A 23,886-nucleotide genomic window follows, 5' to 3' on the forward strand; every position below is an offset into this window, starting at 1 on the left:
ATGTGGCCGGCCTCTAAAGGGAGGCGCGTCGAATAAGGAAGAGGTTCACGTCAGTGACCACTGCAGAAAACACCGCGTCTGAAGTACGTGATGTCATCATCGTCGGCTCAGGCCCGGCAGGTTACACGGCAGCCGTCTATACGGCCCGCGCCAACATGAAGCCGCTGCTGCTGGCAGGATCGGTCACTGCAGGTGGTGAACTCATGAACACCACTGATGTGGAGAACTACCCCGGTTTCCCCGAAGGCATCATGGGTCCGGACCTGATGGAGAACTTCGAGAAACAGGCCGTGCGCTTTGGGACGGAAATCCAGTTCGAGGACGTCACTGAGGTGGACCTCGCCGGACCCGTGAAGACAGTGACCATCGCTTCGGGGGAGACCTTCCAGGCGAAGGCCGTCATCCTCTCCACCGGCTCCGCATACCGCGAGCTGGGGCTGCCCAACGAGAAGCGCCTCTCTGGCCACGGTGTGAGCTGGTGCGCAACCTGCGATGGTTTCTTCTTTAAGGATCAAGACATTGCGGTTATTGGCGGCGGAGACTCCGCCATGGAAGAAGCACTCTTCCTCACGAAGTTCGCAAAATCTGTCACGGTGGTGCATCGCCGCGACACCCTCAAGGCCTCCAAGATTATGGCCGACCGCGCGCTAGCCCACGAGAAGATCAACTTTATCTGGAACAGCACCGTTGCGGACGTCCTCGGCGAGGACAAGGTTACCGGTTTGACGCTGAAAAATCTGGTGGACGGCACCACCATGATCCTGGACGTCACCGGTGTATTTGTCGCTATCGGCAACGATCCCCGGACCGACCTGGTGAAGGACGTACTGGACATCACGGCAGAGGGAACCATCGCTGTCCAGGGGAGGAGCTCCAGAACGAGCATTCCCGGGGTCTTCGCAGCCGGCGACGTGGTGGACGCCACCTATCGTCAGGCCATTACCGCAGCCGGGTCTGGTTGCGCCGCGGCCATCGACGTCGAACACTACTTGGCAGACCTTCCTGCCTAAGTCCTCCAAGACACCCTGAAGAGAAAGACAAAGGATATGAGCAACGCGAAAGACGTAACTGACGCAAGTTTTGGTACTGATGTCCTGTCGGCGGACAAGCCGGTCATCGTGGACTTCTGGGCCGAATGGTGTGGCCCCTGCCGCAAACTGGGACCCATCCTGGACGAGATTTCGGTGGAATACTCCGAGAAGGTGGATGTCGTCAAGGTCAATGTTGACGACAACCCCTCGATCGCTGCGCAGTATGGAATCACCTCTATTCCCGCCGTTTACCTTTTCGAAGGCGGAGAAGTGAAGAACACGGTCATTGGCGCCAAGCCTAAGCAGTTCTTCGAGAAGGAGTTCGCGGACGTTCTGTCCTAACGGCCCAGTGTTCAGTTTATAGGAGGTCACCATCCAAGCGGATGGTGACCTCCTACATTTGAGGCCCGTACTGATTCTGTAAGGTCCAGCGAATGTCTTCGTTTCACGTGAAACACGTAGGCATCAGTCTCTCACCGACTGCCTCCTCGGCGTTTCACGTGAAACATAGCGGCCCCTGTTACACCGGCTGAACTGAAGCGACGTTAGCGTGAAATGGGTGGCAGCGGCACGTATTCCATGGCCAGCGTCCCTGGCCGACCCGGGCAATCTGTCTGAAGACGGTTTCTCACTTCCTGTCGACGCATACATCGGGTTGACGAGAGTTGCGCCTCAGCTCGAATGACGCTGACCTTCCTGACCCTGAAACCAAGCCAGTTCAGAAACCGTTTTTTCTCAATTCAAGATTCGTTTTCCTCCCAGCGCATCAAACGCAGGGGGTAGGCGCCTGCAGGATGATGCCTCGACGATGGGCAGCAACATCGCAGTTCCTGCCGCCGTAGGGTGCTCGAGCGCCACACCATAGTACGGGAGCCCTTTCAACTTCGGATGAAGGGACACTCTCAACCACGCGCCAAGGCAGTGGTGGTTTCAAGAAACCACTACGAGATCTCGGATGGCATCGGCCCTGCATGGATGCTGCAGCGGCGTCCCGTGGGTAGAACCGAGTGAACTACCGCGCCTCGCGATTCCGTGGACAGAGCCGACCACCCGTTCGTTTCACGTGAAACATACCTACATCGGGGGTAGCGCCGGCGAGGACCGGGACGTCCGGTCTGGTGCCTACGTGAGCGCGCTTCTCGGGCCCGCAGACGACTCACGTAAATAACGACCGGCTATCCTGCGGTCCTCCAAGTTGCACCTGACCGTGCATAACCAGATGTCATCGACGCGACCTTTGGGTCGAGCAGCGACAAGGCACAACGGAACACGAGAAGGCCCCCGGGCTATCACGGCAACAACGTCTTTGAGGCTCGGGGGCGACCACCTACCAAACCCGCACTCGGCCAACAACAGGGTGGGTATTGGGAAAGGGAAGTTCGCCCTTCGGGTCCCGTCATCAGCCGCAACACTGACGAGCAACCGACCTCCGCGCAACGGCTCGATACACCGTACTGTTCTCGACAAGATACACCGTACTGTTCTCAGCAAAACGGCAAGCCTGACTGGCCGCACAGCAGGAAACGATCCACACGGGCGTCCCCGCCCTGCCTGCGGATTCCGGCAACGTACCTTCCAGTACCGCCGATGGACGTGGTAGCAGCCGAGCAGTCCCTTGGTCATCACCCCTACCCACGCCGCCCTGGCTATGACCGCCCTGAATTTCCGGCAGCCCAATCCGTGAGACCTTGCAGCGTTATCAAATAGGGAAGCGCGAACAGCAACTCATGGTCTGCCGCAGGTTGGCGCATACGACCATAACTCATACCTCCAGTGGCCGGAGAGGCGCGTCCCGCCTGGGCCTGGCGCTAGGCGTGCGGCCGATGCGGAAGTCCGGAACTCTTGGACGCAAGCCTGCTGATATCCACAACTTATCCACACCACGCGAGCCGTTTTATGCACAAGTTTATCCACAGGCATAGAACGACGCGATCGTGCTCATACGTGGTCGTCCCGGGGCAGCGGAGCTGTCTGCGCACCGATCCTCGCGAATGCGCAGTCGCGCTTCACCGCGTGCCGCGTGGAGGAGGGGCCTCTACGGCAGGGGAAAGTTCACCAGAAGCGGCTGATTTGCCCCTCATGAGTCACTCAGAGACGTGTATGAGTGATTGGCCCCGACTGCACTTGTTTCACGTGAAACAGTAGGACGGAGATTATGGGCGGTGCCCGCGGTTCGGAGGTGCTTGGCTACCGGTACAGACGACGCATTGAATGGCGGCGAGGCCGACAGCTATGCACAGAGTTATCCACAGGCGCATCCACAAGCCCCGGATGGAAGGGGTGGTGGCGTGACACGCACGGGAGGAGCTAACTTATGGAACTATTCGCGCGCCCGTCTCGAGGCTGAAAGGATCATCCAAGTCAGGCTCATCTGTCACCGTGCAATCCGTCTGTAGCAACGTGCCTCGACGACCGTGCATCAATGATGTCGGCCACCAGAATTGGCCAGGCCAGCCGAGATTCCGCGATGCTAGCAAGAGACCCCAAGACACCCCGCATGTGCCATCAGATGTTATCGGTCATGCGCGAAAAAGCGGTTCGTTCGGTAGGCTCGACGACGGTATCCAAGGGAAGCATTTCAGGGCGGTATTAGCAGCAACACAATATTCGGCGGACTCGTCCCCAACGTGTCGCAGCCCTTCCTTGTTTTTGCCCAGCAAGATATCCAGTCCATTTTTGATCGCCTTTCCCCGCGCTAACCACCCCGGTGACGAAGCGGGGTTTCACGTGAAACAGCTACCGGGCCGGAAAGTACTGTGAGTGCAGCAGGGGAGGAGCAGGCTAGCTGTATTGCCCTGAGAGGTTGGTGACGCGGCTGGCCGGTTGGCGCGCTGCCAAAAGGCTGCTGCTGTTTCCTTTGTCGCGTCAGTGAGGATCTCGGTGTAGGCCAAGCGGGAGTGGTCATCGACGGCGTTATGGAGGTAGTGGTAGCCGGGCCGGTGGTTGAATGGAGTCCTTGCTTTCTTCCGGCGCCCGCTGGCCCTGCCCAGGACACGGTGTCCGCGCCCGTCCGGGATCCGGCCGAGTTTCTTGATGTCGACATGGACCAGGTCCCCGGGCTTCTCGTGTTCGTAGCGGCGAATCACCCGCCCCGTGCCACGGTCAAGCCAAGCCAGTTTCGCCAGCCGGTATCGGGACAGGACCCGGTGCACCGTGGAGGGGTGGACGCCCAGCAGGTAACCGGTCCTGGCAGGGCCCCACCGGCGGTTCACGCGCAGGGCGATGATCCGCCGCTCCGTCCGCACTGCTGTCCGTCGGGGCGAGGAATGCGGGCGGCTGGAACGGTCCTCCATCCCAGCCGGGCCGTGCTCGCGGTAGCGCCGCGCCCAACGAGCAGCAGTCGGGACTGAGACCTGGAAGCGTTCCGCGGCCCGGCGCAGACTCCAACACTGATCAACGACACATTGCACAAGCTGCAAACGGCCACGAGGGGTCAGAAGAGCATTAGGATGGGACACGAAGACCTCCGTGCGTGGAATTGGACTCTAGACAAGCCCCACTCCACCCGGAGGTCTTCTTCATGTCACCAAACCACGCCGAGCGTCATCAACGTCCGTGGTCAATACAGCTAGCTGCGGCGTCTCCCATCACCCGCGGTCATTCGTCCTTGGGGAAGCTCGCGGGCCCAACAAGGGGGCCACTTCAGGAAGGGGAACCGCGCCAGACTGGTGAAATTTCTGACCTCCCCGTGAGTCCATCGCCCGCCAATGCGTTCAGTGGAATTCGGAACGGCACTTGGTCTTTGACCATCCGCCGAACGTGCAAAGCAGGTTCTCGGAGCCTGCACGTAGGTGTATTTCGACGTACTCAGGGCACCAGCGCTACCGAAAAGGGGAGCGACGATAGGCCTAGCCCATGGACAGAACCACCACAGTGAAAGCAATCGCATGTAGTGCGACGGCCACTGTATGGCGCCTGTCTAATCACAAATTTCACACCCCGGCGGCCGTGTTTCACGTGAAACAGCACGCCGGATCATCATGTCATCCGACAAAACGCCGTCTGTAAGAGGAGTTCGCAGCGCACTTCCCGAACGAGTGAACGGGCAGGAACCTAGTACTGCGGAGCTTCATAGGTGAACCAAGGAACGGAGACACCTGGCTCTTGAAGTGCGCTCACTTCCGGAGACTGTGCAGGCGCCTAAACAAAGCGCTGAGTTGTTTCACGTGAAACTGTCGTCTGAGAAACTCGCAGCGGGCCCGAGGGCTATGAGATTTGCGCGCTATCGTGAGATGAAGATCCAAAAGACCATCAAAGCTCCGGATCATGCAGCCCTGTCGGGCGACAATCGGGCATGGGCACGAACGCGAAAAAGCCCGGTCCCTAGGGACCGGGCCTTCCATGCGGGCACCGAGCAGGCCGAGAAACTAGTTGTTGGACCCCGGAGCGAGGACGTCCATGATGCGGTTCAAGTCTTCAACGCTGGCAAATTCGATGCTTACCTTGCCTTTTCGCACGCCCAAAGAAATCTTGACGTTCGTGTCCAGTCGATCGGACAACGAAGATGCCAGATAGTCCAAGCGTTCGTGTCGTGCCCCGGGCCGCGGAATGTTGTTCTTGGTTGCCTTCGCGGGATCCTGGTGCAGCGTCACGGCTTCCTCTGTGGCACGCACCGACATACCTTCTGCCACGATCTTCTGGGCCAGCTTTTCCATCGACGCAGCGTCGGGCAAGGACAGCAGAGCACGGGCGTGGCCGGCGGACAGGACACCTGCAGCCACCCGCCGCTGCACCAACGGAGGGAGCTTCAGGAGACGCAGCGTGTTAGAGACCTGTGGACGCGATCGGCCGATCCTGTCGGCCAACTGCTCATGGGTCGTACCGAAGTCTTCGAGGAGCTGCTGGTAAGCGGCCGCCTCTTCCAACGGATTCAGCTGGCTTCGGTGCAGATTCTCCAGCAGCGCGTCCCGCAGGAGGTCATCATCGGTCGTTTCCCGCACGATGGCCGGAATCGTTTCCAGACCTGCCGCCTGTACTGCGCGCCAGCGACGCTCACCCATGACCAGTTCGAAGGGTTCTCCACCGGTTTCCGTTGATTTACGGACTACGATTGGCTGGAGCACGCCAATTTCGCGGACAGAGTGCACCAGCTCAGCCATGTCATCTTCATCAAAGACGGAACGGGGCTGCTTGCGGTTCGGGTGGATGTCGGTGACTGGAATCTCCGCAAAGTGCACGCCGGGTACCTCTACGAGATCAACGCCGGTGTCCGCGCCGCTAAGGTCGTCACTGTCCTTTGCTGTCGATCCGGTGACAGACGCTGCTGAAGCCGGCTGGACTTCCATCCCAGGCTTTGCTTTCGCGTCCGGCGCCCCGGCGTCCTGCGCGGAGCCGGCGCCGGAATCGGCCGACCCTGCATCACGGGCGGCCGCAGGCTTCGCCTTAGCAGCTGTCCGGGACTTAGGAGCAGCAACTTTGGCGGCAGGAGCCTTGTCAGAAGGAACCTTGCTGGCACGCGGTGCTGAAGAATCGGAGCCGGACTCCGTCGGCTCAGGTGCGGGCCGTGCCTCGGCGGCTGCCGCCGGTTCAGACTTCTTCCGGCCTTCAGGGAAGAAGAGATCCACGGGACGCGACGCGGTGGCAGGAGCCGCAGCACCGTTACCGGCAGCGGAACTTGGAATCAGTGCGCCAAGACCGCGGCCCAGGCCCCGTCTCTTCTCACTCATGCAGTAATCCCCTCAGTGACGGAGCTAGGACATGCCAAGCTCCGGTCGTTGCAGTTTCCAAGATTCTAGCGCTCCGCTATTTCGGCAGCGGCTTCCAGATAGGACAGCGCGCCGCTGGAGGACGGGTCATAGGTCATGACGGTCTGCTGGTAGCTGGGTGCCTCAGAAATACGGACCGAACGCGGCACCACTGCGGAAAGGACCTTCTCCGGGAAGTGCTGGCGCACTTCGGCAGCAACCTGGGCAGCCAGATTTGTCCGTCCGTCGTACATGGTGAGCAAAATGGTTGAGACCTCCAGTTCGGCGTTAAGGTGCTTCTGGATCATCTCAATGTTCTTCAGGAGCTGGCTCAGACCTTCCAGGGCGTAGTACTCGCACTGGATAGGAATGAGGACTTCACCCGCGGCACAGAAGGCGTTAACTGTCAGGAGGCCAAGGCTCGGCGGGCAGTCGATGAAGATGTAGTCCAGCCGCTCTTCGCCGTTTTTCTCCCGCTCTTTGGCGTAGACGTCAATGGCCCGGCGCAGACGCTGTTCCCGGGCAACCAAGGACACAAGTTCAATCTCCGCCCCAGCCAAGTGGATGGTGGCGGGCGCGCAGACCAGGTTGGCGATATCTGGACACTGGGCGACGACATCAGCCAAAGGAACGTCATTGATCAGCACGTCATAAATGCTGTCCACATCGGCGTGGTGCTCGATGCCCAACGCAGTGGAGGCGTTTCCTTGGGGGTCGATATCAATGACCAATACATTCAGCCCGGCGGCAGCCAGGGCCGCAGCGATGTTAACCGTGGTGGTGGTCTTGCCTACACCGCCCTTCTGGTTGGAGACGGTGAAGACGCGGGTCTTCTCAGGGCGCGGGAGCCTGCGTCCCATCAGACGCTCCCGGCGGCGCGTTTCATGCGCAAGGTCACGGGCAATGGGGCTTGCGTCATCCATGGAATCCATAACGTTGGAGCGACCGGATGCGGTTGTTTCACGTGAAACGAGAGAGGCAGAAGCTACATCTTCAACCGGGTTCGGATGAATACCGGCACGAATAGACATACCGAAAGGACCAGCAGCTGAACGTGCAGACCCCAAGGACACAAACGGCGGGATCCGTTGTGCGGAGGCTTCGCTACTGGTCACTGGGGCACACTCACTCTCGTTCGGCCAATTATGATGCCGTTCTCTAGCCTAACGGTTCGGCCCGGTGGCCAATGGCCAACCGGCCCCTGCCTAGGCCTTCTTTTGGGACTTGTTTACGACGATGCGGACCACAGTGGTGGGCTCCTCGAGGAGTTCCGAGCCAACGATCACCACGGAGGTTTCAACGCCACCCAGTTTTCGGATGACCTTGGACGCTTTCTCGATTTCCTCCGCGGCGCTCCGGCCCTTAATAGCAACTACTTCGCCGTGCCCGCCAAGCAAGGGAATGGTCAGTCCGGCCAGGTTACTCAGGGCTGAAACCGCGCGTGCCGTTACAACGTCCGCGTCTACATGTCCCACGGCCAGTTCGGCCCGGGTGCGCATCACCGTCACGTTATCCAGGCCAAGGTCGTCAACCACTTCCTGCAGCCAGATCACCCGGCGTTCCAGTGGTTCAATCAGGGTCAGTTCCAAGTCCGGACGGGCAATCGCCAAACAGAGGCCCGGTAAGCCGGCGCCGCTTCCGACGTCGGCCACGTGGCTACCCTGGGCGATCTCACTTTCGATCACCGCGCAGTTCAGGACGTGGCGGCTCCACAGTCGGGGGATTTCCCGGGGGCCGATCAGCCCTCGCTCAGTCCCGGACGTGGCGAGATGTTCAACATAGCGCTTGGCGAGGTCCAACCGGTCCCCGAAAACCTTTTCAGCGGCCAGCGACTCAGCCGGCGTGATGTCAACCATGATTAGCGGATCCACAATTCCCTAGTCTGCGGATACAACGATGTGCCGTCCAGCGCCCTCGCCCTCGGACTCACTGACCAGGCCGAGGTCCGCCACGGCGTCATGAACGATCTTCCGCTCATAGGCGCTCATGGGCTCCAGGGCAACGGTTTCCCCGGTCTTCTTGACGGTTTCAACCGCTTCTTCGGCGATCTTCTGAAGGTGGCCGGTGCGCTCCTGGCGGTAGCCGTTGATGTCCAGGACCAGGCGCGAACGGTTATCCGTTGCGGAGAGTACGGCCAGGCGAGTTAGTTCCTGCAGGGCTTCCAGCACCTCGCCGTCTTCCCCAACCAAACCGTCCAACGCTGCAGATTCTTCTTCGGCCACAATCGAGATGTAGGTGCGTCCACTGCGCACTTCGATATCGATGTCGCCGTCAATATCGGCAATATCCAGGAGTTCTTCCAGGTAGTCGGCCGCGACGTCGCCCTCTTCTTCGAGGCGGCTGGACGCAGAACCCTTATTGTCTTCGTTGGCTGCAGCGTCCTCGAGGGTCTCGGCGTCCTCGAGGGTCTCCTGGGAAAGTGCCTGTTCGGTGCTCTCGGCTGACATTACTTCTTCTTCCTGTTCTTGCGCTGGGGCTGGACACGCTGGCCCTTGGGCTCAATGGGGGTTTCCACGACGTCGGCCGCGGTGTCCTTCTTACCGGTAAGGACGGAGAGGGGTGGAAGCCCCTTGGCGGCACGGCGCTCGGCGAGGGCCTTCGCTGCGGGGGATCCCGGCGTCGGCATGCGGCGGATGACGAAGAACTGCTGGCCCATAGTCCAAAGGTTGGTGGTGGTCCAGTAGATGAGGACACCGATGGGGAAATTGATGCCGCCCACACCGAAGACGATCGGCAGGATGTAGAGCATCATTTTCTGCTGCCGCATGAAAGGACTGGCCATGGCCTCTTCAGACATGTTCTTGGCCATGATCTGCTTCTGCGTGATGAACTGCGAAGCCGTCATGGCCAGGATCATGATGATCGAGAGGACCCACACCGCCACAACGTTGCCGCCCGGAGGCGTGCCGTGCAGCAGGGTCGCGGAGAGCGGCGCACCGAAAATGGTCGATTCGTCGAACTGCTCCACTTGCTGGTGGCTCATCGCACCGATGCCCTCGCCCTTGTCCCGGGCTGTGGAAATGCCGGAGAGCACCGTGAACAGCGCAAAGAAGAACGGCATCTGGATCAGCATGGGCAAGCAAGCGGAGAACGGGTTGGTGCCGTGCTTCTTGTACATGGCCATCTGTTCCTGCGCCATGGCCTGGCGGGACAGCTGGTCGGTCTTGCCCTTGTATTTGTCCTGGAGCTTCTTCAGGTCCGGCTGCAGCAGCTGCATGCCGCGCTGCGCCTTGATCTGCTTGACGAACACAGGGATCAGGGCGGCACGGATCACCAGCACCAGACCGATGATGGACAGCGTCCACGTCCAGCCCGATGCTTCCGGCAGCCCAATGGCCGTCAGTCCCTCGTGGAAGCCCACCATGATGATGGACACAAGCCACTTGAACGGAAACATGATTGTTTCAAAGAAGTCCATACTTATCCCTATTCGTCAGGCCGCACTGCGGCCTTCTTCATCAGTCCGAGCAGCCAGGTACTTATCCGGGTTGTTCAGCACAACAATTATGGGGGTGCGGCCGGCAGGCCATTCACGCGAACCGGCGGGGACGTGGTCCACACCGCCGGCATTCCAAGGGTGGCAGCGGCCCAGTCGGCGCACGGCCAGCCAGCTTCCCTTCACGGCACCATGGACGGTGACGGCTTCAAGCGCGTACGCCGAGCAGGAGGGAAAGAAACGGCACACCTGGCCGTACAGTGGCGATACCACTTTGCGGTATGCCTTCAGGAAAAGAATGAGGATGTTCCGGGGTACGTTCCAGAGGAAGCGTCCCAACGCCACAGCGGCACTGTGGAGGGAACGGACGACGGCGGCGCTTGCGTCAGGCACGCGGTGTCCCTTCCTGTGTAGTCCCGGCGGGGCCCGGATCGGCTGCCCGGGCACGGGCTGCCAGCCGGGCCACTGTCGAATCCAGTGCGGCGTTATAGTCTGCCAATAGCTGGGCCCAGCTGGCGGAGGCGGACGCAGGAAGCGCCCGGACAACGATGGCAAGGCCTGTACCGTACTCGCTCAGCGAGGCGGCACCGGCTTCGCGCAGTCTTCGTTTAACGAGATTCCTGACGACAGCGTTCCCAACACTCTTGGAAACGATGAACCCGATCCGGCTGGGCTCGTCGGCAGCGATGGCTGCCGCATATAACACTACGTTCCGGCGTCCATTGCGGACACCGGAACGTACAGTTGTTGAAAAATCGGCTGCAGTCCTCAGTCGGTTACGGGTGGCCAGCACCTTAAACTCGCAAAGAAATGTCTGCCGACAAGTCAGTTATTTATGCCGAAAGCTCGGTACGGCCCTTGCCACGACGGGCTGCCAGGATGGCGCGGCCGGCACGGGTACGCATACGAAGGCGGAAGCCGTGCTTCTTGGCTCGACGGCGGTTATTCGGCTGAAAAGTCCGCTTGCTCACGTTAGTTACTCCAGTGGATCAAAGGTGCGTCCACCCGATCAGTATGGGGAAGAACTGGCCGACGCTAAGTTTTGTATATGCACGCTTCCCCCGGCTGCCCAGACGCGGTGCGGCTGGGAGAATCAGATGGGGTCAAAAAGCGGACACAAAGGACTTCACAACGTTAGGGCAAATCAGGCGCCCCAGTCAAACCGGGCAGGTGCCGAAGAGCTGTCCACAGCTGTGCCTAACCTGCCTCGGCGACCTGTGGATGAAGTGGCTCACAGGGCCGTTTTCAGAACCACAACAGTGTAATTATCCACAACCAACTTCCCAGCTATCTTCTGGCCATTCCATCCCCTAGAGTGGCTCAGTAGCCGATTATCCACGGGCTGTGTATAACCTGTGGATTACCGGGGGACCGGCGCTCCGGTTCCCGGCATGGGGCTGCAGGCAATGCAGGCATAAGTAAGTTTGAGGGAACCCGTTGATGACAGTAGATGAAGCCAACCACGCCAATACTGTCGGAAGTTCATGGCGGCGGGTCATCAGCCTGCTGGAAGAGGACCACCGCGTCACGCCGCGGCAGCGTGGCTTCGTTATCCTGGCCCAGGCCCAGGGCCTGATTGGTTCTACCCTGCTGGTGGCCGTTCCCAACGAGTTGACCCGCGAAGTGCTCCAAACGCAGGTCAAGGACGCCCTGGACGACGCCCTCCACAGCGTATTCTCCGAAGATATCCGCTGCGCCATCGACGTCGACACTGATTTGGTGCCCGTGCACGCGGAGCCCGAACCCGTCGTCGAACCTTCCTTCCAGGGTGACCAGCCAATCGAGCAGAAGCCGCAGCCCATGCTGCCCAGCACCTCCCATGAATTTGGCCGGCTGAACCCCAAGTACGTGTTCGACACCTTCGTGATCGGTTCATCCAACCGCTTTGCGCACGCCGCCGCCGTTGCCGTTGCCGAAGCTCCAGCCAAGGCCTACAACCCGCTGTTCATATATGGCGACTCAGGCCTGGGAAAAACCCACCTGCTGCACGCCATCGGCCACTACGCCCGGCGCCTGTACAGCGGGATCCGCGTCCGGTACGTCAACTCCGAAGAGTTCACCAACGACTTCATCAACTCGATCCGCGATGACGAAGGCGCCAGCTTTAAAACCACCTACCGCAACGTGGATGTCCTGCTGATCGATGACATCCAGTTCCTGGCCGGCAAGGATCGGACGCTGGAGGAGTTCTTCCACACGTTCAACTCGCTGCATAACAACAACAAGCAGGTGGTCATCACCTCGGACCAGCCGCCCAAGCTGCTCGCCGGATTCGAGGACCGGATGAAGTCCCGCTTCGAGTGGGGCCTGCTGACGGACATCCAGCCCCCGGAGCTCGAAACCCGAATCGCCATTCTCCGCAAGAAGGCACTGAGTGAGGGGCTGTCCGCACCCGACGACGCGCTGGAGTACATCGCTTCCAAGATCTCCAGCAACATCCGCGAACTCGAAGGCGCCCTGATCCGTGTCACGGCGTTCGCCAGCCTGAACCGCCAGCCGGTCGATGTTGCCCTGGCCGAGATGGTGCTGAAGGACCTGATCACGGACGACGGCGCACAGGAAATCACGTCCGCCCAGATCCTGCAGCAGACTGCAGAGTACTTCAAGCTCAGCATGGACGAACTTTGCAGCAAGTCCCGTACCCGAACCCTGGTGACCGCACGGCAGATCGCCATGTACCTCTGCCGTGAACTGACGGACATGTCCCTGCCCAAGATCGGCCAGGAGCTCGGCGGCCGTGACCACACCACAGTCATCCACGCCGACCGGAAGATCCGCGAACTGATGGCGGAACGGCGTGTGATCTACAACCAGGTTACGGAGCTGACAAACCGGATCAAGCAGCAGCAGCGCGACTCCTGATCCGCCTGCTCCATACCTTATTAACAGGTGCATGTGGATAAGCCTGTGGATACTTAAGGGGACAACCGCGGTTAATGGGCTTAAAACCCTTAAGGCGTCTGTGGATCAGCAAAATCACGAAAAATCTTGTCCCCATCCACACCCTGTTTAAAACCAGGTCTGCCCACAGCCCATGAACAGGCCTTAACCGCCGGATCGCGGGCTGGAACAGGGTTATCCACAGTTTCCACAGCAGTTATTAACACTACTAATCCCAAAAAATTGAAATCCCTCAAACAACAAGATCGATCCGACTCACGCTCCATACGGGCCGGCCGGCCAACGGGCCGCCCTGATGCAATCCCGGGGATGGGTTAATCGCGGATCTTCCGGCTAAGCTGTCAGCAGCGCTCCCATCCTTGGGTTCCAGCCCGGTTCCGCACAGCGCGGACCATGCAAGTCCGGGGCGGGCGCTGCATCCTTGGCAGGGACTTCCTTCCTAGGGATCCCGGTATCACATGGCAGTTCAGATAGCAGCAATGAAAGGCGGCACCCTTCCGTGAAGTTCAGAGTCGATCGGGACGTCCTGGCAGAAGCCGTTACCTGGACAGCCCGGTCCTTGTCTCCGCGGCCGCCGGTTCCCGTCCTGTCGGGCCTCCTGCTCAAAGCCGAAGCCGGCACTGTCAGCCTCTCAAGCTTTGACTACGAAACCTCCGCACGACTGGAGATCGCTGCGGATATCCGGGACGAAGGCACCATCCTGGTTTCCGGCCGACTGCTCGCAGATATCTGCCGCAGCCTGCCCTCTGCCCCCGTCGATGTCGAAACCGACGGCAACAAGGTCACCCTGACGTGCCGGCGAAGCAGTTTCCATCTGGCCACCATGCCCGAGGCTGAGTACCCCCCGCTTCCTGCCCTACCGGCCATCAGCGGCACCGTCCCCGGAGATGCCTTCGCCCAGGCGGTCTCCCAGGTGATCATTGCCGCCAGCAAAGACGACACACTGCCCATCCTCACCGGCGTGCGGATGGAGATCGAAGACGACCTCATTACGCTCCTCGCAACGGACCGGTACCGGCTTGCCATGCGCGAAGTCCCCTGGAAGCCGGCAACTCCGGGTATTTCCACCAGCGCACTGGTCAAAGCGAAGACGCTCAACGAAGTAGCCAAGACCCTTGGCAACAGCGGTGATATCAACCTGGCGCTTTCGGATGACGACAGCCGGTTGATCGGTTTCGAAAGTGGCGGCCGCACCACCACCTCTCTGCTGGTGGACGGCGATTACCCCAAGATCCGTTCGCTGTTCCCGGACAGCACACCTATCCATGCCACGGTCCAGACCCAGGAACTCGTCGAAGCAGTACGCCGTGTGTCGCTCGTGGCTGAACGGAACACCCCGGTCCGCCTCGCCTTCACCGAAGGGCAGCTGAACCTGGACGCCGGCACCGGCGAGGACGCGCAGGCCTCCGAAGAACTCGAAGCCCAGCTTTCCGGTGAGGACATAACCGTCGCATTCAACCCCCACTACCTGGTGGAGGGCCTGAGCGTTATCGAAACCAAATTCGTCCGGTTCTCTTTCACCACCGCCCCGAAACCCGCGATGATCACGGCACAAACGGATGCGGACGGCGAGGACCAGGACGACTACCGCTACCTCGTCATGCCCGTCCGCCTGCCCAACTAATCCACACCGCCACCCTTCCCCAGCGCAGGAAAGAGGATCCACGTGCACATTGGATTGATCGGCCTCGGAAAAATGGGTTTCAACATGCGCGAACGCCTGCGCACGGCAGGCATCGAGGTGACGGGATTCGACCGCAACCCCGACATCACTGACGTGGCGTCCGTGGATGCCCTGATTGCCGCCGTTCCTGCCCCTCGACTGGTCTGGGTGATGGTCCCTGCAGGTGGCATTACGGATGCAGTCATCACTGAGCTTGGCGACAAACTCGCCGAGGGCGACCTCGTGATCGACGGAGGGAACTCCCGTTTCACGGAGGACCAGAAGCACGGAGAAGCACTGGCGGCGAAGGGCATCCGCTTTGTGGATTGCGGTGTATCCGGCGGAGTGTGGGGCCTGCAGAACGGCTACGGCCTCATGGCCGGCGGGGATGCCGCGGACATCGAGTACGCACTTCCCGTCTTCGACGCCCTGCGCCCCGAAGGCGATCGGGCGGACAGCTTCGTCCACGTGGGCGGCATCGGCGCAGGCCACTACGCCAAAATGGTGCACAACGGCATTGAATACGGCCTGATGCAGGCCTACGCCGAGGGCTACCAGCTGCTGGCTTCGAAGGACATCATCACGGACCTGCCGGGGACCTTCCGCGCATGGCAGAAAGGTACCGTCGTCCGGTCCTGGCTCTTGGACCTCGCGGTCAAGGCCCTTGACGAGGATCCGGGCCTGCAGAACATCGACGACTACGTGGAGGACTCGGGCGAGGGACGGTGGACAGTTGAAGAAGCCATCGCCAATGCCATCCCCGCTCCGGCCATCACGGCAGCCCTGTTCGCCCGTTTCGAATCCCGCGAGGACAGCTCGCCTGCCATGAAGATGGTTTCCGCGCTCCGCCACCAGTTCGGCGGGCATGCCACCCGCCCCGCCAAGTAACATCCACCGGGAACCCGTACGGGTCCCAGAATTGCCGATTTCCGCGTGTACCTGGAACACCTCTCCCTGACCGATTTCCGCAGCTACGCCCAGGTGGACCTTGCCCTGGAGCCGGGCGTCACGGTCCTGGTGGGTTCCAACGGAATTGGCAAGACCAATCTGATGGAGGCCATCGGTTACTTGGCCACGATGGGTTCCCACCGCGTCAGTACGGACGCTCCGCTGCTCCGGTTCGGGACGGAACGCGCGTTGGTGAGGGCCCGCCTGGTCCGCGGCGGCCAGGTCACTGTGCTGGAACTGGAGATCAATGCGGGACGTGCCAACCGGGGACGGATCAACCGGAGCAATCCTGTGCGGGCCCGCGATCTGCTGGGCATTTGCCAGACAGTCCTCTTCGCGCCGGAGGATCTGGCGCTGGTGAAGGGAGATCCCTCGCACCGCCGCCGGTTTCTGGACGAGCTTCTGGCCAGTCTGGTGCCGCACCACGCAGCGACCCGCAGCGACTATGACCGGGTGCTGAAACAGCGCAACGCCCTCCTGAAGTCCGCGCGTGCCGGAAAGTTCACTGCGGGGCACGAGGCCACGCTGGATGTCTGGGACCAGCACATGGCCAGGGCCGGCGCCGAGCTCCTCCATGCCCGGTTGGCATTGGTGGAACTCCTGCGCCCGCACCTGGCCCACGCCTATGCGGGGCTGACGGATGCGACCAAGCCTGCGGACGCCACTTACCGCTCCACCCTCCAGGACCAGATGGACGACGACGGCGCTGCCCTCGCCGGGGCCGGCGCGGCCGGGGTGCCGGGTGCGGCAGGGGGAAGGGAGGACTTGCGCGCGCTTTCGGTTGAAGATCTCACCGAACGGTATGTACGGGCCTTCGCCGAAGCGCGCAAGAAGGAGCTCGAACGCGGCATTTCGCTAGTCGGCCCGCACCGGGACGATCTGGAACTGATACTGGGCCAGGCACCGGCCAAGGGCTACGCCTCACATGGCGAAACTTGGTCCATGTGTCTTTCGCTGCGGCTTGCTTCGTACTACGTCATGCTGGATGACGCACGGACCGGCGGGTCCGCTCCGATCCTGATCCTCGATGATGTGTTCGCCGAACTGGACGTCCAGCGCAGGCGTAAACTGGCCGCCATAGTCGCAGGCGCGGAACAGGTCCTGGTGACCGCCGCCGTCGACGCTGATATTCCGGAAGAACTCGCCGGGCGGCGGGTGAAGGTCATCCCGGGAGGAATCGATGAGCAGGGACAGTGAAGGTCCAGGCGGGCTGCAGCCCGGCCGGGATCCCGACGCGATCGATGCCGCCCAGGCCGCACTGAACCGGATGCGGGAGGCGGCCGCGGCCCGGGGCGAAATCCGAAGGAAAGCGGTCCGTCCCGGCTCAGCCAAGGCCAAGAAGGGAATCCGGGACACCCGGGGTTTCGGACAGTTCCACGCAACCGGCCGGGATCCGCTGGGCCTAGGAAAAGTGGTGGGCCGCCTGGTGGCGGAACGCGGCTGGACCTCGCCGGTGGCGGTCGGTTCGGTGATGGCAGAGTGGCCTGCCCTTGTAGGGCCGGAAATTTCTGCGCACTGCACGCCCGAGAGCTTCACTGACACCACCCTCCATGTCCGCTGCGATTCCACCGCCTGGGCCACCCAGCTGAGGTTGCTCAGCGCCAGCCTGCTCGAGAAGTTCCGGACCGAACTGGGCGACGGCGTGGTGACCAGCATCCACGTCCTGGGACCGGCGGCCCCCAGCTGGCGCAAAGGCGGACGGACCGTCAATGGTCGGGGTCCGCGGGACACCTATGGATAGTTCCGCCGAAAGCAGTGCCACAGGTCTTGAAAATCCCTTTAACGCCATGTAGAGCCCGCTAGAGCCCCATGGGTGTATAGGCCCCCGGAGGCCATGCTGTTGGACCGCCCTAGGCGCGGTCAATGGCCAGTCACAGCCATATTGGGCTTCGCCCACGGCCTCGGAATGCGGGGAAATAGGGCGTGTCGCGGTAGAATCGACGGAGATAACTGGGCGCGGGTGACACATTGACCGGGTCCGTTCTCCGCGAATTCCTCTTCGCGGAGCATGGGTCCCCTCCGTCAGTACCTCATCGGCGCCATAAGTTTGTGCCTGTTGGCGGGTGCTTCCCTGGTGGAAACCAAGGGGGAATCAGCCGGCCATCATCGAGAACAGAGGAGTCGACAGCGCCTGTGGCTAACGACAATACAGACATTCCGGCAGCCGAATCCGCAGCCGGGGACGGCCGCACCCCAGAAAGCCCGGATGCTGTGACACCTCGGGAATACGGTGCCAGCGACATCACGGTCCTTGAAGGCCTTGAGGCTGTCCGGAAGCGTCCGGGCATGTACATCGGCTCCACCGGACCGCGCGGCCTGCACCACCTGGTGTACGAAGTGGTGGACAACTCCGTGGATGAGGCGTTGGCCGGATACTGCACCCATATCGAGATTGTGCTTCAGGCGGACGGCGGCGTGAAGGTTGTCGACGACGGCCGCGGCATCCCCGTGGACATGCATCCCACCGAGCACAAGCCCACGGTGGAAGTAGTCATGACCATCCTGCATGCCGGCGGCAAGTTCGGCGGCGGCGGATACGCCGTCTCCGGTGGCCTGCACGGTGTTGGCATCTCTGTCGTCAACGCACTCTCCAGCAGGGTGGATACCGAAGTTCGCCGTCAGGGCCACGTCTGGCGGATGTCCTTCGCGGACGGCGGCAAGCCGCAGGGCAGCCTGGTCAAGGGCGAGGAAACGGACCGTACCGGAACCTCCCAGACGTTCTATCCGGACCCAGCCATCTTTGAGACCACTGAGTTCGATTTCGAGACGCTCCGCGCCCGCTTCCAGCAGATGGCCTTCCTGAACAAGGGCCTGCGGATCACCCTCACCGACGAACGCGAGACCGAGGCCAACGAAGCCGACGCAGACCTGGATCTGGATGGCGTTGCCATCGAAGGTGAAGTGGCCGCCGAACACCGCACCGTGGTCTACCAGTACGACGAGGGTCTGCTGGACTACGTCAAGCACCTGAACTCGGGGAAGAAGGTGGAGGTCGTCCACGAGGACGTCATTGCCTTCGAAACCGAAGACACCGAGCGCCGGATCGCGCTGGAAATGGCCATGCAGTGGACCAACGCCTACTCTGAAAGCGTTCACACGTACGCCAACACCATCAACACCCATGAGGGCGGAACCCACGAAGAGGGCTTCCGCGCGGCGATGACCTCGTTGATCAACCGGTACGCCCGCGAGAAGGGCATCATCAAGGAAAAAGAGGACAACCTCACCGGTGATGACATCCGTGAAGGCCTCACTGCCGTTATTTCGGTGAAGCTCTCCGAGCCGCAGTTCGAAGGCCAGACCAAGACCAAGCTGGGCAACTCCGAGGTCAAGGGCTTCGTGCAGCGCGTGGTGACGGATGGGCTAGGTGACTGGCTGGAACGCAACCCGGGCCCGGCCCGCGACGTAATCCGCAAAGCCATCTCGGCGGCGCAGGCCCGCATGGCGGCCCGCAAGGCCCGCGACAACGCCCGCCGCAAGAGCCCGCTGGAATCCTTCGGCATGCCCGGAAAGCTTTCGGACTGCTCCTCCAAGAACCCGGAGAAGTGCGAGGTCTACATCGTGGAGGGTGACTCCGCCGGCGGATCTGCCAAGCGCGGCCGCAACCCGGAGACCCAGGCCATCCTGCCCTTGCGCGGCAAGATCCTCAACGTGGAGCGCGCCCGCCTGGACAAGGCGCTGGGCAACGCCGAAGTCCAGTCGATGATCACCGCCTTTGGCACCGGCATCGGTGAGGACTTCGACCTTTCCAAGCTGCGGTACCACAAGATTGTCCTCATGGCTGATGCCGACGTGGACGGCCAGCACATCACTACCCTGCTGATGACCCTGCTGTTCCGCTACATGCGCCCCCTTATTGAGCACGGCTATGTGTACCTGGCCCAGCCTCCGCTGTACCGCATCAAGTGGTCCAACGCGGCGCACGACTACGTCTACAGCGACCGGGAACGCGACGCCAAACTCGTCGCCGGCCAAGCCGCTGGACGCCGCATTCCCAAGGAAAACGGCATCCAGCGGTACAAGGGACTCGGCGAGATGGATTACACGGAACTGTGGGATACCACCATGGACCCGGACAACCGGACGTTGCTGCAGGTCACCATGGACGATGCCCTGGCCGCGGACCAGATCTTCTCCGTGCTGATGGGCGAAGACGTTGAATCCCGCCGTAACTTCATCCAGCAGAACGCCAAGGATGTCAGGTTCCTGGATATCTAGGCCTCCCGCTACGAATTCCCGGACTGACATATACCTGAAACGGAAAATATATACATGAGTGACGAAACTCCCGAGACGCCCGCCCCCGAGGCCGGGAACCCGGACACCGTTCTTGAAGGCGATGTGTTGATCGACCGCGTCGAACAGGTGGACCTGCAGACCGAAATGCAGCGGTCCTATCTTGACTATGCGATGGCCGTGATCGTGGGCCGTGCCCTGCCGGATGTCCGGGACGGACTCAAGCCGGTGCATCGCCGCGTGCTGTACGCCATGTTCGATGGCGGCTACCGCCCTGACCGTTCCTTCAACAAGTGCGCCCGCGTTGTGGGCGAGGTCATGGGCCAGTACCACCCCCACGGCGACACAGCCATCTACGACGCCCTGGTGCGTCTCATCCAAGACTGGACCATGCGCTACCCGCTGGCCCTTGGCCAGGGCAACTTCGGCTCCCCGGGCAACGACGGCGCCGCTGCACCGCGGTACACCGAGACCAAGATGGCCCCGCTGGCCATGGAAATGGTCCGGGACATCGACGAGGAAACGGTCGACTTCCAGGACAACTACGACGGGAAGAACCAAGAACCCACTATCCTGCCGGCGCGGTTCCCCAACCTGCTGGTCAACGGCTCATCGGGCATCGCAGTGGGCATGGCCACCAACATTCCGCCGCACAACCTGCGGGAAGTGGCGGACGGCGTGCAGTGGTACCTGGCCAACCCCGGTGCCAGCCGTGAGGAGCTGCTGGAAGAGCTCCTGCTCCGGATCAAGGGACCGGATTTCCCCACCGGGGCCACCATCCTGGGCCATAAGGGCATTGAGGACGCCTACCGTACAGGCCGGGGATCCGTCACCATGCGGGCCGTGGTCAACGTGGAGGAGCTCCAGGGGCGGACCTGCCTGGTGGTCACCGAACTGCCGTACCAGGCCAACCCGGACAACCTGGCCATCAAGATTGCCGAACTGGTGAAGGACGGCAAGATCCAGGGCATCGCGGATCTCCGGGACGAAACATCGGGCCGCACCGGCCAGCGACTCGTCATCGTCCTCAAGCGCGATGCCGTGGCCAAGGTGGTGTTGAACAACCTCTATAAGCACACCGAACTGCAGAGCAACTTCTCCGCCAACATGCTGGCCATCGTGGACGGCGTGCCCCGGACACTAAGCCTGGATGCCTTCATCCGCCACTGGGTCACGCACCAGATGGACGTCATCGCCCGCAGGACGCGTTACCGCCTCCGCAAGGCAGAGGAAGAAGCCCACATCCTCCGTGCGCTCCTCAAGGCCCTGGACATGCTGGACGAGGTCATCGCCCTGATCCGCGCCTCCAGTACCACCGAGGCGGCGCGCGACGGACTGATGGAGCTGCTGGACATCGACGAGTTGCAGGCGCGGGCCATCCTGGACATGCAGCTGCGCCGGCTGGCCGCCCTGGAACGACAGAAGATCCAGGACCGCCACGCAGAGCTCGAGGCGCTGATTGCCGAGTACAACGCCATCCTCGGCTCCGAGCAGCGCCAGCGCGAAATCATCAGCACCGAACTCGGTGAGATCGTGGACAAGCACGGTGATGACCGCCGCACGAAGATCCTCATGGGATTCGACGGCGACATGTCCATGGAAGACCTCATTCCCGAAGAGGAAATGGTGGTCACCATCACCCGCGGCGGCTACGTCAAGCGGACCCGCAGCGATAACTACCGGTCGCAGCAGCGCGGTGGCAAGGGAATCAAGGGCGCCCAGCTGCGCGGTGACGACGTCGTGGAACATTTCTTCGTGACCACTACGCACCATTGGCTGCTGTTCTTCACCAACCTCGGCCGCGTCTACCGGGCGAAAGCCTATGAGCTGATGGAAGCGGGCCGTGACGCTAAGGGCCAGCACGTGGCCAACCTGATGGCGTTCCAGCCGGATGAGCGCATCGCCCAGGTCCTTGACCTGAGGGATTACCAGCAGTCTCCCTACCTCGTCCTGGCCACCAAGCGTGGCCTGGTGAAGAAGACCAGGCTGGAGGACTACGACACCAACCGCTCCGCCGGCGTGATCGCGATCAACCTGCGCGACGGCGACGAACTGGTGTCCGCGCAGTTGGTCTCCGAAACAGACGACCTGCTGCTCGTATCCCGCAAGGGCCAGTCCATCCGCTTCACCGCTTCAGAAGAAGCGCTCCGCCCCATGGGTCGCGCCACCTCCGGCGTGACCGGGATGAAGTTCCGCGAGGACGACGAACTTCTTGCTGCGAATGTGGTCACTGACGGTTCCTATGTGTTCGTGGTGACCGAGGGCGGCTATGCCAAGCGCACCGCTGTCGAGGAATACCGGCTCCAGGGCCGCGGTGGCCTGGGCATCAAGGTGGCCAAGCTGGCCGAGGAACGCGGTGACCTGGTGGGTGCCCTCATCGTTCAGGAAGAGGATGAGGTCCTGGTGGTCATGGAAGGCGGCAAGGTAGTCCGGTCATCGGTGGCCGGCGTGCCGGCTAAGGGCCGTGACACCATGGGCGTCATCTTCGCCAAGCCGGATAAGAACGACCGCATCATCGAGGTGGCCCGCAACAGCGAACGCGGCCTTGAGGGCGAGGAATCCGCGGAGGATGACGTAACGTTGGCTGAAGACGGCGGAGCCCCTGTGGACTCCACCGAGCCAGCAGTGGCAGAAGAATCACCGGCCGTTGAGTCAGAGGACGCCTCGGGCGACGCTGAGCCGAACGAAGACAACACGGAGGTAACGAGTGAGTAATTCCGACTCATTTCCCAAGCCGAACAGCACCGCCCCCGGCCCCGGGCGGGCCTCTGCGGCGCCGCGGGTGAACGCTCCCGTCCGCCCCCAGCAGCGTCCCGCCGGCGCCGGAACCCCCGGCCAGCGGCCTGCAGTTCCTGGTCAGCGGCCCATCTCCGGTCCACGCCCCTCATCGCCCGGCCAGCGTCCTGCCCAGCAGGGTACTCCCGGCCTGGTCAAGCCTGCGCCCAAGGCAAAGGTCCGCCGGGCCCGACTGCTGGTCAGCAAGGTGGATCCCTGGTCCGTGCTGAAGATGGCGTTCCTGCTGTCCGTGGCACTGGGCATCGTTACGGTGGTGGCTGCCATCGTGCTGTGGACGGTCCTGGACCTCACAGGTATCTTCGACCAGGTGGACAGCCTGCTGGGTACGCTGTCCGGGTCCGAAGGCGGTGGCTTCGAACTCAAGAAGGTTGCCTCACTGGGCCAGGTGGCGTCCTTCGCCACCATCATTGCGGTGGTGAATGTGGTCCTGCTGACGGCACTCTCCATGCTGTCGGCGGTTCTTTACAACATCTCTGCCACCCTGGTGGGCGGCATCGGCGTGACCCTCACTGACGATTAGTAATCCTCCTTTCGCCCCGTAAAACCGGGCAGGAGGGCCCGATTTGAGATCGGGCCGGGATGTGCTGTAAAGTCATGTCTCGGCCCGATGAGGCATCGGGGCGTATAGCTCAGGCGGTTAGAGCGCTTCGCTGATAACGAAGAGGTCCCAGGTTCAAGTCCTGGTACGCCCACGGAACCTGTGCAGGTTCAAGTTGAAGGTTGGTTCGCAGGCTCTGCGGACAGGCCGGAACGGGGAGCACGTGAAGAAGTTGCTTGTACTGGCAGCGGCAATCGCAGGCGTCCTGGTCTACAAGAAAGCACAGGAATCCGAAGCCCGGAAAGAACTCTGGAGCAAGTCGACCGACACGGTGGACTAGCCCGGAACCCGGACCGGAGCCGGTCAAAGGCTCCCAGGTTCTTAGGGTATGATGGACGGGTTGCTTCTTATGGGGGCATGGCGCAATTGGTAGCGCACCTGCTTTGCAAGCAGGGGGTTCGGGGTTCGAGTCCCCGTGCCTCCACCATATTGAAAACGAAGAAGCCAGGCGGCTACCCGCCTGGCTTCTTCGTTGCCGTCTCACCTTTCTGGCCGTGTGCGGGGCCAGTCTTGGTGGTGGGTTCCTGGGTGCTATATCTTCTCCAGTAGAAACGTGCGACTGGTGATTGGTCCACGCTGACCAGGGGGACACG

At 61.7% G+C, this 23,886-nt stretch carries 19 protein-coding genes, 2 tRNA genes and 1 pseudogene; 13 read left to right on the forward strand and 9 right to left on the reverse strand.

Going from position 1 to position 23,886, the window contains the following annotated elements; all coding sequences use genetic code 11:
- Positions 1-53: 53 nt before the first annotated feature.
- Positions 54-1,010, forward strand: coding sequence for a thioredoxin-disulfide reductase (gene trxB, locus ACFWIX_RS12065; RefSeq protein ID WP_377216363.1), 957 nt, complete (start codon positions 54-56; stop codon positions 1,008-1,010).
- Between the two features lie 36 nt (positions 1,011-1,046).
- The gene (gene trxA, locus ACFWIX_RS12070; RefSeq protein WP_377216364.1) at positions 1,047-1,373 is read left to right on the forward strand and encodes a thioredoxin; all 327 of its coding nucleotides are present in this window, start codon (positions 1,047-1,049) and stop codon (positions 1,371-1,373) included.
- Positions 1,374-3,853: 2,480 nt separating this feature from the next.
- Here the strand turns inward: trxA and ACFWIX_RS12075 are convergent.
- The 9 genes and pseudogenes from ACFWIX_RS12075 to rpmH form a co-directional block, all read right to left on the reverse strand.
- Positions 3,854-4,489, reverse strand: a pseudogene (locus ACFWIX_RS12075) (helix-turn-helix domain-containing protein); the annotation flags it as partial.
- 909 nt (positions 4,490-5,398) lie between these two features.
- Positions 5,399-6,697, reverse strand: coding sequence for a ParB/RepB/Spo0J family partition protein (locus tag ACFWIX_RS12080; RefSeq protein WP_377216365.1), 1,299 nt, complete (start codon positions 6,695-6,697; stop codon positions 5,399-5,401).
- Positions 6,698-6,762: 65 nt separating this feature from the next.
- Positions 6,763-7,830 (reverse strand): ParA family protein, encoded by a 1,068-nt coding sequence (locus ACFWIX_RS12085; RefSeq protein ID WP_377216366.1) that lies wholly within the window; start codon positions 7,828-7,830, stop codon positions 6,763-6,765.
- Positions 7,831-7,920: 90 nt separating this feature from the next.
- Positions 7,921-8,571: a 16S rRNA (guanine(527)-N(7))-methyltransferase RsmG gene (gene rsmG, locus ACFWIX_RS12090; protein ID WP_377216367.1), complete on the reverse strand. Its 651-nt coding sequence runs from the start codon at positions 8,569-8,571 to the stop codon at positions 7,921-7,923.
- Positions 8,572-8,592: 21 nt separating this feature from the next.
- Positions 8,593-9,162 carry a protein jag gene (locus ACFWIX_RS12095; RefSeq protein WP_377216368.1) on the reverse strand — a complete coding sequence of 190 codons (570 nt, stop codon included), beginning with the start codon at positions 9,160-9,162 and terminating at the stop codon, positions 8,593-8,595.
- Positions 9,162-10,133, reverse strand: a complete 972-nt coding sequence (gene yidC / locus ACFWIX_RS12100) for a membrane protein insertase YidC (RefSeq protein ID WP_377216369.1) — start codon at positions 10,131-10,133, stop codon at positions 9,162-9,164. The genes ACFWIX_RS12095 and yidC overlap by 1 nt, the downstream gene beginning before the upstream one ends.
- A gap of 15 nt (positions 10,134-10,148) precedes the next feature.
- Positions 10,149-10,544 carry a membrane protein insertion efficiency factor YidD gene (gene yidD / locus ACFWIX_RS12105; protein ID WP_377216370.1) on the reverse strand — a complete coding sequence of 132 codons (396 nt, stop codon included), beginning with the start codon at positions 10,542-10,544 and terminating at the stop codon, positions 10,149-10,151.
- Positions 10,537-10,944, reverse strand: coding sequence for a ribonuclease P protein component (rnpA, locus tag ACFWIX_RS12110; protein ID WP_377216371.1), 408 nt, complete (start codon positions 10,942-10,944; stop codon positions 10,537-10,539). Before rnpA ends, yidD begins: the two co-directional genes overlap by 8 nt.
- A 40-nt stretch (positions 10,945-10,984) precedes the next feature.
- A complete protein-coding gene (gene rpmH / locus ACFWIX_RS12115) occupies positions 10,985-11,122 on the reverse strand; it encodes a 50S ribosomal protein L34 (RefSeq protein ID WP_003800212.1) in 138 nt (45 codons plus the stop codon).
- A gap of 469 nt (positions 11,123-11,591) precedes the next feature.
- Between rpmH and dnaA the strand changes: the two genes are divergently transcribed.
- From dnaA to ACFWIX_RS12170, 11 genes are all read left to right on the forward strand, one after another.
- The gene (gene dnaA, locus ACFWIX_RS12120) at positions 11,592-13,013 is read left to right on the forward strand and encodes a chromosomal replication initiator protein DnaA (protein ID WP_377216372.1); all 1,422 of its coding nucleotides are present in this window, start codon (positions 11,592-11,594) and stop codon (positions 13,011-13,013) included.
- 538 nt (positions 13,014-13,551) lie between these two features.
- Positions 13,552-14,676 carry a DNA polymerase III subunit beta gene (dnaN, locus tag ACFWIX_RS12125; protein WP_377216373.1) on the forward strand — a complete coding sequence of 375 codons (1,125 nt, stop codon included), beginning with the start codon at positions 13,552-13,554 and terminating at the stop codon, positions 14,674-14,676.
- A 42-nt stretch (positions 14,677-14,718) separates the two neighbouring features.
- Complete coding sequence (gene gnd, locus ACFWIX_RS12130; RefSeq protein WP_377216374.1) at positions 14,719-15,603, forward strand: phosphogluconate dehydrogenase (NAD(+)-dependent, decarboxylating); 885 nt, start codon at positions 14,719-14,721, stop codon at positions 15,601-15,603.
- Positions 15,604-15,648: 45 nt separating this feature from the next.
- Positions 15,649-16,860, forward strand: coding sequence for a DNA replication/repair protein RecF (gene recF, locus ACFWIX_RS12135; protein WP_377216375.1), 1,212 nt, complete (start codon positions 15,649-15,651; stop codon positions 16,858-16,860).
- Positions 16,844-17,404: a DUF721 domain-containing protein gene (locus ACFWIX_RS12140; protein WP_377216376.1), complete on the forward strand. Its 561-nt coding sequence runs from the start codon at positions 16,844-16,846 to the stop codon at positions 17,402-17,404. Before recF ends, ACFWIX_RS12140 begins: the two co-directional genes overlap by 17 nt.
- Before the next feature lie 392 nt (positions 17,405-17,796).
- A complete protein-coding gene (gene gyrB / locus ACFWIX_RS12145; protein WP_377216377.1) occupies positions 17,797-19,881 on the forward strand; it encodes a DNA topoisomerase (ATP-hydrolyzing) subunit B in 2,085 nt (694 codons plus the stop codon).
- A gap of 54 nt (positions 19,882-19,935) precedes the next feature.
- On the forward strand, positions 19,936-22,614 hold the full coding sequence (gyrA, locus tag ACFWIX_RS12150; RefSeq protein ID WP_377216378.1) for a DNA gyrase subunit A: 2,679 nt from the start codon (positions 19,936-19,938) through the stop codon (positions 22,612-22,614).
- On the forward strand, positions 22,607-23,215 hold the full coding sequence (locus ACFWIX_RS12155) for a DUF3566 domain-containing protein (protein WP_377216379.1): 609 nt from the start codon (positions 22,607-22,609) through the stop codon (positions 23,213-23,215). Before gyrA ends, ACFWIX_RS12155 begins: the two co-directional genes overlap by 8 nt.
- Before the next feature lie 98 nt (positions 23,216-23,313).
- Positions 23,314-23,387: transfer RNA gene (locus tag ACFWIX_RS12160), tRNA-Ile, on the forward strand.
- A gap of 69 nt (positions 23,388-23,456) precedes the next feature.
- Positions 23,457-23,573, forward strand: a complete 117-nt coding sequence (locus tag ACFWIX_RS12165; protein WP_377216380.1) for a DLW-39 family protein — start codon at positions 23,457-23,459, stop codon at positions 23,571-23,573.
- 71 nt (positions 23,574-23,644) lie between these two features.
- Positions 23,645-23,720, forward strand: a tRNA-Ala gene (locus ACFWIX_RS12170).
- Positions 23,721-23,886: the final 166 nt, after the last annotated feature.

The sequence above is a fragment of the Pseudarthrobacter sp. NPDC058362 genome (genome assembly GCF_042723515.1).
Lineage (GTDB): Bacteria > Actinomycetota > Actinomycetes > Actinomycetales > Micrococcaceae > Arthrobacter.